At 63.5% G+C, this 13,970-nt stretch carries 10 protein-coding genes and 1 pseudogene; 7 read left to right on the forward strand and 4 right to left on the reverse strand.

The annotated features are described in order from the left end of the window. Positions 1-70: 70 nt before the first annotated feature. The 3 genes from CQ14_RS15895 to ggt are packed head-to-tail and all read left to right on the forward strand — an operon-like array spanning position 71 to position 4,842. Positions 71-2,047, forward strand: a complete 1,977-nt coding sequence (locus CQ14_RS15895) for a primary-amine oxidase (RefSeq protein WP_057858782.1) — start codon at positions 71-73, stop codon at positions 2,045-2,047. A gap of 49 nt (positions 2,048-2,096) precedes the next feature. Continuing rightward, on the forward strand, positions 2,097-3,185 hold the full coding sequence (locus CQ14_RS15900) for a TRAP transporter substrate-binding protein (protein WP_057858783.1): 1,089 nt from the start codon (positions 2,097-2,099) through the stop codon (positions 3,183-3,185). A gap of 37 nt (positions 3,186-3,222) precedes the next feature. Continuing rightward, the gene (gene ggt, locus CQ14_RS15905; RefSeq protein ID WP_057858784.1) at positions 3,223-4,842 is read left to right on the forward strand and encodes a gamma-glutamyltransferase; all 1,620 of its coding nucleotides are present in this window, start codon (positions 3,223-3,225) and stop codon (positions 4,840-4,842) included. Between the two features lie 487 nt (positions 4,843-5,329). On the opposite strand, the pseudogene CQ14_RS43610 reads toward ggt, so the two are convergent. Next, a pseudogene (locus CQ14_RS43610) lies at positions 5,330-5,834 on the reverse strand (adenylate/guanylate cyclase domain-containing protein); the annotation flags it as partial. Between the two features lie 316 nt (positions 5,835-6,150). Here CQ14_RS43610 and CQ14_RS15915 point away from each other — a divergent pair. Next, the gene (locus CQ14_RS15915) at positions 6,151-6,957 is read left to right on the forward strand and encodes a hypothetical protein (protein ID WP_057858823.1); all 807 of its coding nucleotides are present in this window, start codon (positions 6,151-6,153) and stop codon (positions 6,955-6,957) included. Positions 6,958-7,046: 89 nt separating this feature from the next. Further along, on the forward strand, positions 7,047-8,078 hold the full coding sequence (locus CQ14_RS15920; RefSeq protein ID WP_057858785.1) for a glutathione S-transferase family protein: 1,032 nt from the start codon (positions 7,047-7,049) through the stop codon (positions 8,076-8,078). A 13-nt stretch (positions 8,079-8,091) separates the two neighbouring features. Here CQ14_RS15920 and CQ14_RS15925 read toward each other — a convergent pair whose 3' ends face one another. The 3 genes from CQ14_RS15925 to CQ14_RS15935 all read right to left on the reverse strand — a co-directional run bounded on the left by CQ14_RS15925 (position 8,092) and on the right by CQ14_RS15935 (position 12,654). Then, positions 8,092-9,180 carry a 2Fe-2S iron-sulfur cluster-binding protein gene (locus CQ14_RS15925; RefSeq protein ID WP_057858786.1) on the reverse strand — a complete coding sequence of 363 codons (1,089 nt, stop codon included), beginning with the start codon at positions 9,178-9,180 and terminating at the stop codon, positions 8,092-8,094. Beyond that, complete coding sequence (locus CQ14_RS15930; RefSeq protein WP_057858787.1) at positions 9,181-11,040, reverse strand: ethylbenzene dehydrogenase-related protein; 1,860 nt, start codon at positions 11,038-11,040, stop codon at positions 9,181-9,183. A gap of 264 nt (positions 11,041-11,304) precedes the next feature. Then, positions 11,305-12,654, reverse strand: coding sequence for a hypothetical protein (locus CQ14_RS15935; RefSeq protein ID WP_156435029.1), 1,350 nt, complete (start codon positions 12,652-12,654; stop codon positions 11,305-11,307). A gap of 285 nt (positions 12,655-12,939) precedes the next feature. Between CQ14_RS15935 and CQ14_RS43615 the strand changes: the two genes are divergently transcribed. Together CQ14_RS43615 and CQ14_RS46285 are read left to right on the forward strand one after the other, a co-directional pair. After that, entirely contained in the window at positions 12,940-13,233 is a 294-nt protein-coding gene (locus tag CQ14_RS43615) for a hypothetical protein (RefSeq protein WP_156435031.1), read from the forward strand. Further along, on the forward strand, positions 13,230-13,970 hold a 741-nt coding region (locus CQ14_RS46285), incomplete at its 3' end, for a type I secretion system permease/ATPase (protein WP_488230446.1). The genes CQ14_RS43615 and CQ14_RS46285, both read left to right, overlap by 4 nt.

Below are 13,970 nucleotides of genomic sequence, written 5' to 3' on the forward strand. Positions count from 1 at the left end.
GCAGGCTCATTCAAGACGCCCGGAGCGGAGCGGCCTAGCCTGCCTCCGAACCCTATCCATCCGGTCCGATATGGCACGCACAAAACCTTTCGCCCTGGCAGACGTCGTTCATCCGCTCGATCCGCTTAGCGAGGCCGAGGTCGCGCTGGCATCAGACATATTGCAGCGGGTCAAGAAGCTCGGCCCGGATACGCGATTTACCCATGTCCAGCTCGAGGAGCCGGCCAAATCCGACGTTCTCGGCTGGATGCCGGAGGCCGAACTCCCACGGCGGGCCGCCGCCACCCTGTTCGACTGCAAGACCGGCGCGACGCATGTCGCCACGGTGGACCTTGAATCAAAGTCGGTGACGGCGTGGCAGGAGCATTCGACCAAGGCCCATCCTTACGGCCAGCCGCCGATCACCATCGAGGAGGTGTTCAAGGTCGGCGACATCGTCAAGGCCGACGCGGACTGGCGCCGCGCGATGAAGCGGCGCGGCCTCGATGACGAGGACATCGAGCTGGTTCAGGTCGATCCGTTCTCGGCCGGCTATTTCGACCGCGAGGTGGAGAAGGGCCGCCGGCTCGTCAGCGCGGTGTCGTATTGGCGCAGGGACCTCAAGGACAACGGCTATGCTCACCCGATCGAGGGCGTGGTGGCGCTGGTCGACCTGATCGAGAACAGGATCGTCCATCTGGTCGATGAAGCAGACATCATCCCGATCCCGAAAAAATCACGCAACTACGACCGGGCGTCGATCCCGCAGACGCGCAAGGACGTCAAGCCGCTGGACATCGTGCAGAAGGAAGGCCCGAGCTTTACGGTCGAGGGCTGGAAGGTCTCTTGGCAGAACTGGTCATTCCGCGTCGGCTGGACCGCGCGCGAAGGCCTGGTGCTGCACCAGATCGCTTTCCGCGATGGCGAGCGCGAGCGGCCGATCATCTATCGCGCCAGTGTCACCGACATGATCGTGCCCTATGCCGATCCGACCGCCAACCATTTCTGGAAATGCGCCTTCGATGCCGGCGAGTATGGACTGGGCAAGCTCGCCAACGCGCTCGAGCTGGGCTGCGATTGCCTCGGCCACATCCATTATTTCGATGTGCCGGTTGCCGATGACTACGGCAAGCCGAGCGTCATGAAAAATGCGATCTGCCTGCATGAAGAGGATTACGGGATCCTCTGGAAGCATTATGAGTTCCGCAACGAGACGTTCGAGGTCCGCCGCTCGCGCCGCCTCGTGATCTCCTTCTTCACCACCGTCGGCAATTACGACTACGGCTTCTTCTGGTATTTTTACCAGGACGGCACCATCCAGCTCGAAGTCAAATTGACCGGCATCATCCAGACCGCGGCGATCGCCGCGGGCGAGGGCTATCCGTGGGGCGGCATGGTCGCTGAAAATTTGGGCGGACCGACCCACCAGCACTTCTTCAACGCCCGCCTGCACATGATGCTTGACGGTGACGGCAACACCGTTACCGAACACGAATTCCACCCGCGGCCGTGGGGGACGGACAATCCATACGGCAACGTGTTCGACGTCACGGCCCGGACGCTCTCGCGCGAGCGCGACGCCGCCCGCGAGGCCGACGGCCGCACCGGGCGCTATTGGAAGATCGCCAATCCCAACAAAAAGAACAGCGTCGGCGGCCCGACGGCGTATAAGCTCATAGCGCACAGCGCGCCCGCGATGCTGGCGCAGGAGGGCTGCTACATGACCTCGCGCGGCGGATTTGCCACCAAGCACGTCTGGGTGACGCGCTTCGCGCCCGATGAGCGCTATGCGAGCGGCGAGTTTCCGAACCAGCACGCCGGCGGCGACGGTCTGCCGAAATACATTGCCCAGAACCGCGCCATCGAGAACGAGGACATTGTGGTCTGGCACAGCTTTGGCGCGACCCATGTCTGCAGGCCGGAGGATTTTCCGGTGATGCCGGTCGAATATGTCGGCTTCACCTTGAAGCCGAACGGCTTCTTTGCCGAGAATCCGGCGATGGACCTGCCGCCCGACCGTAACAGCGCGAGCCGTGACAACCGCGACGAGGGGCCGTGTTGCGGCTGACGGGTCCCGCGGGTTCTTTTCTTCATTTCACCAGATAAGGAGACTGACCATGAATCGCAGGAAGCTCCTCAAGACGGCCGCCGGCGCCGCTGTCGCCTCCACCGCGATCGCCGCGCCGGCCATCGCCCAGTCCGCTCCGGCGTTGCGCTGGCGCCTGACCACGTCATTTCCGAAGACGCTCGATACGCTCTACGGCGCCTGCGACATGTTTGCCAAGGCGATCGCCGATCTGTCGGATCAGAAGTTCCAGATCAGCGTGTACGGTCCGGGCGAGGTCGTGCCGGCGTTTCAGGTCTTCGATGCGGTGGCGAACAACACCGTCGAGATGGGCAACAGCGCTTCCTACTATTACATCGGCAAGGACCTGGCATTCGCGTTCGGCACCGCCGTTCCGTTCGGTCTCAATACGCGCCAGATGAACGCCTGGCTCGCCTATGGCGGCGGCCTCGACGTGCTCAACGAGCTCTATGGCACGTTCGGTATTTACGGCGTTCCGTTCGGCAACACTACCGCGCAGATGGGCGGATGGTTCCGCAAGGAGATCAAGTCGCTCGACGATCTCAAGGGCCTGAAATTCCGCGTCGGCGGCGTGGCGGGGCAGGTGCTGAGCCGGCTCGGCATCGTGCCGCAGCAGATTCCGCCGGGCGATATCTACCCGGCGCTGGAGAAAGGTACGATCGACGCCGCCGAGTGGATCGGTCCCTATGACGACGAAAAGCTCGGCTTCCTGAAAGTCGCGCCCTATTACTACTACCCCGGCTGGTGGGAAGGCTGCGCGAACGGCTTCCTCTATATCAACAGCGCGAAATGGGCGGAGCTGCCAAAACTCTACCAGAACATGGTGACGATTGCCGCCGGCCAGGTCGCGGCCGACCTGACGGCCAAATATGACGCGCGCAACGCCGCCGCCATCAAGCGCCTGGTTGCGGCTGGTGCGCAACTGCGGCCATTCTCGAACGACATTCTGGACGCGTCGTTCAAGGCGACCAACGAATTGTTTGCCGAGGTCTCGGCCAAGAACCCGAAGTTCAAGGCGCTGTACGATTCCACGATCGCGTTCCGCAACGAACAGTATCAGTGGCATCAGGTCTGCGAGGCCACCTACGACAATTACATGATCCGGCGGATCCGCGCCTGATTGCCGTCTGACGGCTCGGCATAATCGGGGGCTTGAATTGGATATTCGTACCGGCCGGCCCGTCACGCTGGCGTCGAACGGCATGGTGACGTCGCCACATTCGCTTGCCTCTGCGGCCGGCCTCGACGTGCTTCGCGCCGGAGGTTCGGCGATCGATGCCGCGATTGCGGCGAGCAGCGTACTCGCGGTGGTCTATCCGCACATGACCGGTCTCGGCGGCGACGCGTTCTGGCTCATCCACGATGGCTCCAGCGGCGAGATCCGCTACCTCAATGGCGGCGGCAAGGCGGCGGAGGGCGCCACGCTGTTATCGATCGAGCAGCGGGGGCTGAACGAAATCCCACTGCGGGGCATCGTCCCGGCGACGCTGACGGTGCCGGGCGCGGTGGCGAGCTGGACCGAGGCGCACGCGGCCTATGGGCGATTGCCGCTCCGGCGCGTGCTCGAAAGCGCCATCGCCTATGCCCGTGATGGCTTTCCAGTGACCGGCCGCCTCGCAAGCTTCATCGAGATGATGCGCGATGATCTGCTGGGTGATCGCGAAGCCGCCGCGCTGTTCTTCCCGCAAGGCGTGGCCGCGCGGCCGGGGACCAAACTCACCAATGCAAGCCTTGCGGGCACCCTTCGGTCGATCGCGGATGGTGGGTGGTCCGGCTTTTATCAGGGACCGGTTGCCGCCGAGATGGCGCGCTTTTCGGAGAACGGCGGCCTGTTCCGGTCAGCCGATTTCAGCCGGCAAAAAGCCGTCTGGGGCGCGCCGCTGGTTGGCCGTTACCGCGACGTCACCATCTTCAACACGCCGCCGCCGACGCAGGGTTTTACCGTGCTCGAAATGCTCAATCTCGTCGAGCCGCACGAACTGCACCGAAAGGATTTCCTCGGGCCCGACCATGTCCATCTGCTGGTGCAGGCCAAGCAGATCGCCTATCACGACCGCGATCAGGTGCTTGCCGATCCCTCCTTTGCGGAGGTGCCGGTCGAACGGCTGATATCGAAGGAATACGCGCACCTGCGCGGCCGGCTGATCGACGGAAGGTCGGCATTGAGATGGGACATGGTGCCGTCATACGGCAGCCTGTCCGGCGATACGGTCTATATCGCCGCCGTCGACCGCGACGGCAACGCGGCATCGCTAATCCAGAGCCTCTATGGCGCCTTCGGCTCCTGCGTGGTCGCGGGAAAGACCGGCGTCATTCTGCAAAATCGCGGCGCCTATTTCTCGCTGGATCGCAACCACCCCAACCGCCTCGAACCCGGCAAGATCCCGCTGCACACGCTGATTGCCTCGATGGCCAAGCGCGACGGAAAACTCTGGAGCGTGCTCGGCTGCATGGGTGCGGATGGCCAGCCGCAAATCCAGATGCAGCTCTATGCAGCCATGATCGATTTCGGCCTCGACATCCAGGAAGCGATCGAGATGCCGCGATTCCTTTCCGGCCGCTTCGGCCTCGGCGAAGCGCGCGACACGCTGCATATCGAGGGCAGATTTCCTGGCGGTACGATCGATGCCCTCGCGCAGCGCGGTCACGCCATCAACCGCTGGGACGCCTGGAACGAAATGGCCGGCCACGCGCATGGGATCACGATCGACGGGCAGAACGGCATGCTGAGCGGCGGTGCCGATCCGCGCAGCGACGGCGCGGCGATCGGGTACTAGCTCATTTGATCAACGGAGCGCTCAAGTAACCTGGCAAGATTTGCCACAGCCATTGGACGAAACGCGAAAGCAGACGTCGATCTCGATCAAAGATCGCCTTTCATGCACGCGGTGATAAAGGCCGTCTTTCCGGGCGTCTCGTTGTTACCCCAACCGCGTTGGGCCGCAAGATCCTTGCAGGATTGAAAGGAACGCTTTGTCACCTCCGATTCGTTTTTAGTCGAACTGGTGCGACGGATGGCTGGAGCCGGCGTTGGCGATGTCGTCGGTGATGACGATGTCGGGGGTGGGGTCGTCGACACCGGCGGCAATGCCACGGCAGCAGTTGAGCTTGGCAAAGGGTTACCGTCAGGCCTCTGGGTTGCAAGAAAGTAAGCAAAGACTGCAGTGCATAGCGTGAAGGCGCCAATGAGGGCGACTGAAAGCCACCTGGCCGATCTTGTTCTTGTCGGCTGCGGCGCTCCATAAGAATGGTCATCGTTCCACGTCGCCACGATATAGGCATGAACCGGCGCCGGAATATTCTTCACCTTCCGCGCGCCGATGTCGATAAATCGCGCGGACAGCTTGTTGGCGACCTGCTCATGCACCGCGCGTGAAATACAGATGCCGCCAACTTCGGCCAGGCCTTCGAGGCGAGCGGCGATATTGACGCCATCGCCGAGCAGATCGCCCTCACGCTCAACCACGTCGCCGATGCCAATGCCGATGCGATAGCTCATCTGCCGGCTGCCCGGATAAGCGAGATTCCGCGTGCGCAGGCTTTCCTGGATATCGATAGCGCAGCGTACCGCCTCGACCGCGCTGGAGAATTCCGCAAGCAGCGCGTCGCCCGCGGTATTGAAAATGCGGCCGCCCCCCGTCGCAATGAGGTCGTCGATGGCGGATCGACAGGACGCCAATCGCCGCAGCGTCTCTTCTTCGTCATCGGCGACCAACCTGCCGTAGTCGGCAATGTGGGCTACCAGAATTGCGGCGAGCTTGCGCCTCATGAAGATGGTATCCCGAATAAAATCGGTCGCAGCAGAATGTTCCCAGGTCAGACCGACCGGGGATGATGACGGTGGCGCCGGCGCAAACTTCGCGGAACCCGTCCATCCGGTTGGACTTCCAGCGAAGCCTATCCGCCGTCCATCCGGGCCGCAATACCGAACCCTCCCGTAAGTTACCGAAATGCTGCGGTTTTTGCCCGGTCGCATCGCGTTCGGCGAAGCGGCGACAGCGACAGGGCGGCGATTTGCCCTGCCTGGCTGGCCGTTGGTCGATCGCTCCATTTGCGTTACCACTCTATCGGATGGGAGTACGCCGATGCCGCTATGGACTTGCGAACAATGTGGCGCCCAGTTTCCCGAAACCGCTGAGCCGCCCGCCGCGTGCCCCGTCTGTGAGGACGAGCGGCAGTATGTGAACTGGAAAGGCCAGACGTGGATCACCCGCGAGAAATTGGCGAAACGTTACAAGCTCGTCTGGCGTGACGATCTCGGCATTCCCGGCATCAGCATGCAGCCGGGTTTCGCGATCGGGCAGCGCGCGCTGCTGGTGCCCGCGGCCGATGGCTGCGTGATGTGGGATTGCGTGCCGCTGGCGACAAGAGAAGGCATCGACTATGTCCGCTCGCTCGGTGGCCTCAAGGCAATCGCTGTCTCGCATCCGCATTATTATGGCGCGGTCGCCGACTGGAGCGAGGCGTTCGGTGGCGTACCGATTTATCTGCATGGCGACGATCGCGCCTTCGTCACGCGTCCCCATCCGGCCATCGTGCCATGGACTGGTGACAGCCATCGGATTTCGGACGATATCCTGCTGGTGCGGACCGGCGGACATTTCGCCGGCGGCACGATCCTGCACTGGCGCGCGGGCGCACAAGGGAAGGGCGCGCTGCTCACCGGCGACGTCGCGATGGTGGCGATGGACCGCCGCTCCCTCAGCTTCATGTACAGCTATCCGAACTACATTCCGCTCAACGCCACGGCGGTACGCCGGATCGCACGCGCGGTCGAGCCGCTGGCGTTCGACCGCATCTACGGCGCATGGTGGGACCGCAACATCGCAGACAACGCCAAGTCGGCGTTCGAAATGTCCGTCCGGCGGTATATCGCAGCGATCTCAGGCTGAAAGCAGCCGGTCAATCCCATCCGTATGGCTTCTCGGCCCGTCTTGTTGTTGGCAGTATCGATGCCAAACGAGAAACGGGGGGAAGCACGATGTCATCGCCTTTGCTTTTGCTGGGAGCGCCCGGTTCGCCCTATACGCGCAAGATGCTGGCAGCGCTGCGCTATCGCCGCATTCCCTATCGTCTTCTGGTCGGTTCGCACCGTACGCCGACCGATCTGCCCAAGCCAAAACCGCAACTGCTTCCGACATTCTATTTCACCAAGGAAGACGGCTCGGTCGAGGCGGTCGTCGATTCGACGCCGCTGCTGCGCCGCTTCGAGCACGACTATCCCGATCGTAAGCTCGTCCCGTCAGACCCGGCGATCGCCTTCCTCGATTATCTGCTCGAGGATTTTGCCGATGAGTGGCTCACCAAGGCGATGTTTCACTATCGCTGGCATTTTCCTCAAGATGCGGATCAGGCCGGGGAAATATTGCCGCGCTGGTCGGTGAAGCCGATGACCGAAGCTGTGCTTGCGCCGATGAAGGCCTTCATCAAGGACCGGCAGATCTCGCGCCTCTACGTCGTCGGCTCGAACGACGTCACCGCGCCCGTCATCGAGGCGAGCTTTCGCCGCTATCTCGGCGCCATGAAGCGCCATTTGGAATATCAGCCGTTCCTGATGGGCGCGCGGCCGGGCACATCGGATTTCGCGGCCTATGGCCAGTTGACCCAACTGGCGCGGTTCGATCCGACGCCGACGGCGATCACGCTCAGCGAGGCGCCGCGCCTGTTCGCCTGGACCGAAGTGCTCGAAGATCTCTCCGGCGTCGAACCCACCGAATCCGACTGGATATCGCGCGACGCCATTCCGGCGACGCTGAGGGATCTGTTCGTCGAAATGGGCCGGGTCTACGTCCCGGTGATGCTGGCAAATGCCAAAGCAGTCATCCAGGGCGCCAAAACAGTCGAGACTGAAGTGGACGGCCTGTCATGGGTGCAGGAGCCGTTCCCGTATCAGGCCAAATGTATCAAGTGGATCGGCGAGGAATACGCCAGGCTCGACGGCGATGCACGGCAAGCGGTGTCGTCGATCATCGCGGGGACAGGATGCGAGCAGCTGCTGTCTCCCGTAGCGTGATTTCCAGGGCCGGCTAGCGGTTGCCAGCTCCGACCGCGGCCACGCCTCGCGGCATCGGCGCTGCCCGTTGTGCCGGTTGCAGCGGGGCAGACCCGCTCTTGGGCTCGCTCAGCCATCCGGTGAGGCGCGACATCAGGCCTGCCTGTTCCACCGTCCGCGCCTGCTGAACGAACGGGTCGGTGTAGCATTGGGCGCCCGCCGCCTTTGCAATCCGCGCCACCGCATCGGTCATCGCCGGCGCGCCCGCGGTATAGACCACGTCATCAGGCGTGAGCTTCGGCAAATGATCGGTCGGCCGGCCGCCTTGAATGGCGTGCGAGATTTGTTGCGGCTCCGACACCATCGGGAGCAGGGTGACGTTGGGAAACAGCGCCAGCCGGCACAGCGCGGCATGCATGTAGAGCGAGCGGATGCTGCGGGCCTGTACGATGAAGACCATCTCGCGCTGCGGCTGCTCCATGATGGCGGCGACCGCGACCGACCACATCGGCGCAAAGCCAGTGCCGCTGGCGACGAGCACGATGCGCCCGGAATGGTCCGGCCTGAAAAAGGCGCGGCCGTACGGTCCCGTCAGTTTGACGCGGTGGCCGGGGCGGATTTCACGGCCGAGCGCCGAGGACACCTGTCCGTCCGTAACCTTTCGGATATGAAAGTGCAGAATGCGATCATGGGGAGGTCCTTCCAGCGGATAGGTCGGGCTGTAGGACCTTGCCGGGAATCCCTGAAACTGCAGCTTGCAATACTGGCCGGGAAGATAGTCGAGCGGCTTCGGCAGCTCGATGTCGACGCCCACGACGTCGGGGGCGAGCTGAACGGTCTGCGCCACTTCCGCCGACAACGCCACCGGTTCGGGCGCGGCCTCGATCGCAATCTCGAGATCGGAGACGATCCGGGCCTGGCAGGCATGAATCATGTCGTCGCCCGGGCTATGGCCGCCGAACACCTGGCCGTCGACCTTCCGCACGCGGCAGGCGCCACAGATTCCGGAGCGGCAATCGTGCGGAAGATCGACGCCGTTCATCAGCGCCCAATCGAGCAGAAGCTCGCCGCAATTTGCCAGAAACGGCTCGTTGTTGATGGTGACTTTGCAAATTTTCGGCATTTATTCCACCTCGATACGAATGGGCCGGACGTGCCTTGTATGTCTGATCTGGCTGTGGTCGAACGCGGCGACCCGCATGAAGACGCCGCTTCTGATCGGCACGTCGAATTGACTTGTGGTGTCGAGCCGGCGCTTCACCTCCAGCGCCCAAAGCCCGGAAGCCCAGCGGGCTGCGCTTCTGATGTCGGCGCGGTCGCCGGAAAATTCACCGTTCAAGATGACGCCGGGGATCACGGTCCCTATCGGGATGCGGGCGTCGATGCTGGTTGAATAGGGCACCGAATCCTGTTCGGTCATGAACCAGCGCGCGCCGTCGCTTTCGCCGTGATTGGGGTCGAGGTCGATGTCTCCCATCGCGGCGGTCGTGTCGGCAACGGCTTTCGGCAGGCGCAGCGGGGCGATCAGGCGGCTGCGACGCGGGCCGCCTGAGGTATCGGCCTCGACGGTGAAATTGTCGCGGTAGTTTGCCGCTCCCGGGTCGGGCGCGAAGCCGCCCTTGTAGGGAACGATATTCGCCGCCTGCATCGGGGTCGGATCGACGGGCGGTCCGAAATGGGCATCGTCCATCCATCCGCTCGCGCTGCTCGTCGCCTTCCACTGCCAGACGTCGGCATAGCCGGTTGCCGTGTAGTGCAGGCCGCGGCCGCTCATGGTCGCGGGCGCGCCGGCGACCGGCTGCGGCCCGGGATGAAAGGTTCGGCCGCCCGCCAGCGTGACGTCGGAGGTGGTCAGCAGCACCGAGAACTTGTCTTCGTTGTATTGATGTTCGTCGCCGATCTGGAAGCCGGAATGCAACAGGTGCCATCCATCGCCTTCCTTGACGAGCGGCAGATGCTTCAGCGAGCGCGTCGAATCTTCCCAGGTGAACAGGAAATACGCATAGGTGCCGTCATGCACCGCGCGGATCTCGATCCTGGTTTCGCCCTTGCCGTCGAAATTTCCGCCTTCTCCGGTGAGCAGCGAGAACGGCTTGACCCCGCGCCAGGCGCGATCGGAGGTGTCGCCGTCGAGGACGGGGGCGTCGGCGGGGCTGATGCGGCGAATCTGCACGCTATCCACCGCCAGCCGATCGGTCGCCACGAGCAGCGAGGCGCCGGTGATCGCCGCGGCGGCCGCCACGACGAACGCATTGGCCTGCAGCGTCGGGTTTCGCGATTTCGGCGCTCGTGATGCCGGCTCGCCTTGATCGCGGCGCGCCTCGGCGCGCGGCTGCAGCGGGTGGGACGGGACCTCGGGGGTGTCAGCCTTTTCGGAGTCCGGCAGGCGCGCCGACTGTTCGGCGAGCATCCCCAGGAGTTCGACGGCATCGAGCTTCGGCGGCGGCGCGGGCAGGGGAGCGGGACGGAAGATGCGCAGCAGTTGCGAGGCGCCGCCGCTCCTGAACTGTGTCAGGACATGCAGGGCGACAAAGGCGAGGATCACCCAGGTCCCCACCCAATGCAGCATTGCCACGTCGTAGCCGGAGTAGAAGCCGAAATAGAGCAGGCCGCCGCTGATCAGCAGTCCGGACATCGTGATGAAGAAAATCCAGTACATCAGCGCGATCACGGCGCTCAACCTGGCCTGTCCACGGCCGAACAAGCCGCGCAGCCGGACCTTGTCGAGCTGGACGCGGCGTCCGAGGCCGGAGCGGACCATGTAGACGATGTAGCCGATCGCCACGGCGACCAGGACGACGGCAGCCTGCATATGGGCGATCCATACGCTGTCGCGCGGCAATACGGCATCGAACCAGTTGATCCAGGTTCGGTCGGGCGTTTCCGTCGCAATGCGCAGACCGGTAACGAGCGCAACGGCGAATGCTGCCACGAACGTCCAGTGCAGAATAATGGTCCCATAATCCGTCTTACGCTGCCGCACGCATACGCCCCGCTACTTCACTTCCGGGCAGCAACCGGTGGCGCCGAATCCCACCGACCGCCGATGTCGCTGCCATTATCCATGATGGCGCTCAAGCCGTTGTTGAGACCATCTTCCAAGATCGTTGTTTACGGGCATCGGCCGGTGAACAGCTCTTTTGTGCCCGCCGCGTGAGCCGAACCGGCGAACGCGCTTCTTGATATAATGTATCGGCCTCCAGTGTCCCCGGAACATCGGGGGCGCTGGAGGCCGCGCCGCGCGCCGCTATCCCCAGGTGTGATGTAAATGATGTGCCAATTCCGGCATGCCCGAGTGAGCTTGATCCACACCGGCGATGGAAACGTCGGCCGTCGCAAGCGTCACCGGCTCGATGCTGATGGTGGGGGCCGCGGTGTGTTGCACACCGGGCGCGGCCGCTGGAGTTTCGGCTACGGGCGTCTCAACGACCGGCGTCCCCAGCACCTCGGCGACTGTCAAGCCGTCCGGATTGTAGGTGCCACCGGTGACAGGGATATTGTTGCCGCCGACATCGGCCGCGTTGCCGTGCATCTGGTCCGCAGCCGCCGTGACCAGGGCCGCGTTGCCGGTCTGCAATCCCTTGATCATCGCTTCTATCTCGGCGCCGAGCATGCCGCCCTGGTGCGCGTCCAAATCGGCGACGCTCTTCTCGAATGCCCTGAGATCGCCGATCAGCGTGGCAATGGCTTCTGCGTCCTGGCTGCCCACCAGCTCGATCGCCTGCTTTCCAAGCGAATTGGACTGCGCGATGAAGTTGGCCACGACCACCGTTTGCACGTCGTTGTCGAGAAGTTTCGGAGTCGCACCGGTGGCGTCGGAAAGCGGCGAGAAGCCGCTGACGCCGCCCTGCGTCGCCATGTCAGCCAGCTTGGCGTCGCCGTGAACGATCTCGATGATGTCGAGGATGTTGTCGGCGCTGGCCTGTGCCGCAATGGGGCTGATCGTGGGGTCGTTGATATAAGCGAGTTCGAGCTGGAGTTGCTGCACGATCGTATCGGCGTGGACGCCGGTCAGCCCTTCGAACAGTTCCGGGCTGGCCTTCATCAGCGCCTGCATGTCCGCTATCACGGCATTGATGTCATCGGTGATCTCTGCCCGGTTGGCATCATTGACCCCGCCAAGGATCTGACTGGCCACGTTGTCGAACATCTCGCCGATCTCCGCGAGATTGTGGGGCGTGGCGGCCGCCGGAGGCTCGACCGGTGTGGCCGGCGGCGTCGGATTCGCCAGCACGGGATCGGTGCTGACGGCATTGATCATGCTGAGCTGGCTGGCGCGAAGCGTCTGTGCTGCGGCGGCGTTAGCGGACGAGCCCGCCACGCTCACCGCGGCGTTGGCCGCAGAAATGGCACTGGTGATGTCGGACAAGACCGCCTGAACATGGCCGAGCGCGGCGCCGGAAAACTGCCCTGTGTTGAGCTCGGCCAGCAGGTTGTTCTGCACCGCGGTGAGATTGTTGGTGTGGAGTGCAATGCTGCTACTTCCCTGGCTGCCGTCGTCGATGGCGCTTTGCCGCGAGGCGTCCATCGGCTGCCGGGCCATGCCGTTGAAGGTGGCGCTGAGGTCCGAAAAGCTCGAGCCGACCGGTCGCGCCATGGTCTGGTTGGCCGGCGGCGTTTCCTCGGGCAGCGTCGGCGATGGGGGCGCGACTGGCGGACTGGCGACGTCATCGATCGGGAGATCGAGATCAACGTCGGGTTGATGTCCTTCGAAGCGAGCCATTTGTTCGTCCCCTGTCGTCCAGTCGATTCATGACGTGTGCGCGGGCACCCGCCAGGGAGCAGGATGTGCGCACGGTGAAGGATCGTTGAGCTTCGTGGCGTCATTCGGCCGACACGGCGACCAATAAGCGCCGAAGCAAGGTTATAGACGGACGAATCCATGACGCTCGCCGCGCCGAAAAACGGCGAAGCCGGCGTGCGCGAGACGGGGATAAAGCGGCGTTTTTCCGTGCCTGTTGCGACGGTTCGAGGCATCGGCCCGCTCGTAACGGAATCCTGTTGGTCGTCGTGCACGTCGGACGGGCGGCAAGAAGCCTTTGCCATCGTTCTACCCACGCACGAACTCGAACAATCGGTGTTCGTCGCATTCTCGCCGAAAAATGGTCCGCATCGCGCGTCAAGGAGACTTGCAGGGAGGCCCGGCGGTTGCGCGGGTCGAAGGGCAATTCAATGAGTATCGCTCAGGGTCAGGCACAGGACCGAGCGCGGGCAGCGCCGACGCCCCGCGCCGTTTCCGGTCTGTTGTCGAAGCTGGCCGGAGACGATCCCGTCACCGGCGCGCTGCGCTCCAGCGCGCGCCGCATGATCGGCGTCGCCGTGTTCAGCGGCGTCATCAACATCCTGATGCTGTCTGGCTCAATCTATATGCTGCAGGTCTACGATCGGGTGATTCCGAGTCGTAACCTCGCGACCCTGTTCGGCCTCTCCTTGATGGTGCTGTTCGCCTATCTGGTGCAGGGATATTTCGATGCGATGCGATCGCGGATGCTGAGCCGGATCGCAACGCTGTTCGATGCGGGCCTGCAGGCCTCGATCCACTCGGCGCTCGCCACTCTGCCGCTGCGCGGGGTGAAGCCGGTCCTGATGCAGCAACCGCTACGCGATCTCGACCAGGTGCGCACCTTCATGTCAGGGATGGGACCGACCGCGTTCCTGGACATGCCGTGGATTCCGATATTTCTGATCGGGCTGTTTCTGTTTCACCCGCTGATCGGCTTCACGGCGATGCTCGGCACCGCAGCCATCATTGCCATGACATTGGTGACCGAACGGATCTCGCGCGGGGCGACCAAGGCGGCGATGGACATGAACGCGCAGCGGCAGGTGCTGGCCGATGCGACCCAGCGCAACGCGGAAATCGTCCGTGCGCTCGGCATGACGGATCGATTGACGGCGCGTTGGGCGCAAGCC

It is taken from the genome of Bradyrhizobium lablabi, assembly GCF_001440475.1.
Classification (GTDB): Bacteria; Pseudomonadota; Alphaproteobacteria; order Rhizobiales; family Xanthobacteraceae; genus Bradyrhizobium; species Bradyrhizobium lablabi.

Coding starts and splice junctions, on each gene's coding strand:
- CQ14_RS15895 (WP_057858782.1), top strand. CDS start 71: ATGGCACGCACAAAACCTTTCGCCCTGGCAGACGTCGTTCATCCGCTC.
- CQ14_RS15900 (WP_057858783.1), top strand. CDS start 2,097: ATGAATCGCAGGAAGCTCCTCAAGACGGCCGCCGGCGCCGCTGTCGCC.
- CQ14_RS15915 (WP_057858823.1), top strand. CDS start 6,151: ATGCCGCTATGGACTTGCGAACAATGTGGCGCCCAGTTTCCCGAAACC.
- CQ14_RS15920 (WP_057858785.1), top strand. CDS start 7,047: ATGTCATCGCCTTTGCTTTTGCTGGGAGCGCCCGGTTCGCCCTATACG.
- CQ14_RS15925 (WP_057858786.1), bottom strand. CDS start 9,180: ATGCCGAAAATTTGCAAAGTCACCATCAACAACGAGCCGTTTCTGGCA.
- CQ14_RS15935 (WP_156435029.1), bottom strand. CDS start 12,654: ATGGCGCGACCGGTCGGCTCGAGCTTTTCGGACCTCAGCGCCACCTTC.
- CQ14_RS43615 (WP_156435031.1), top strand. CDS start 12,940: ATGACGCTCGCCGCGCCGAAAAACGGCGAAGCCGGCGTGCGCGAGACG.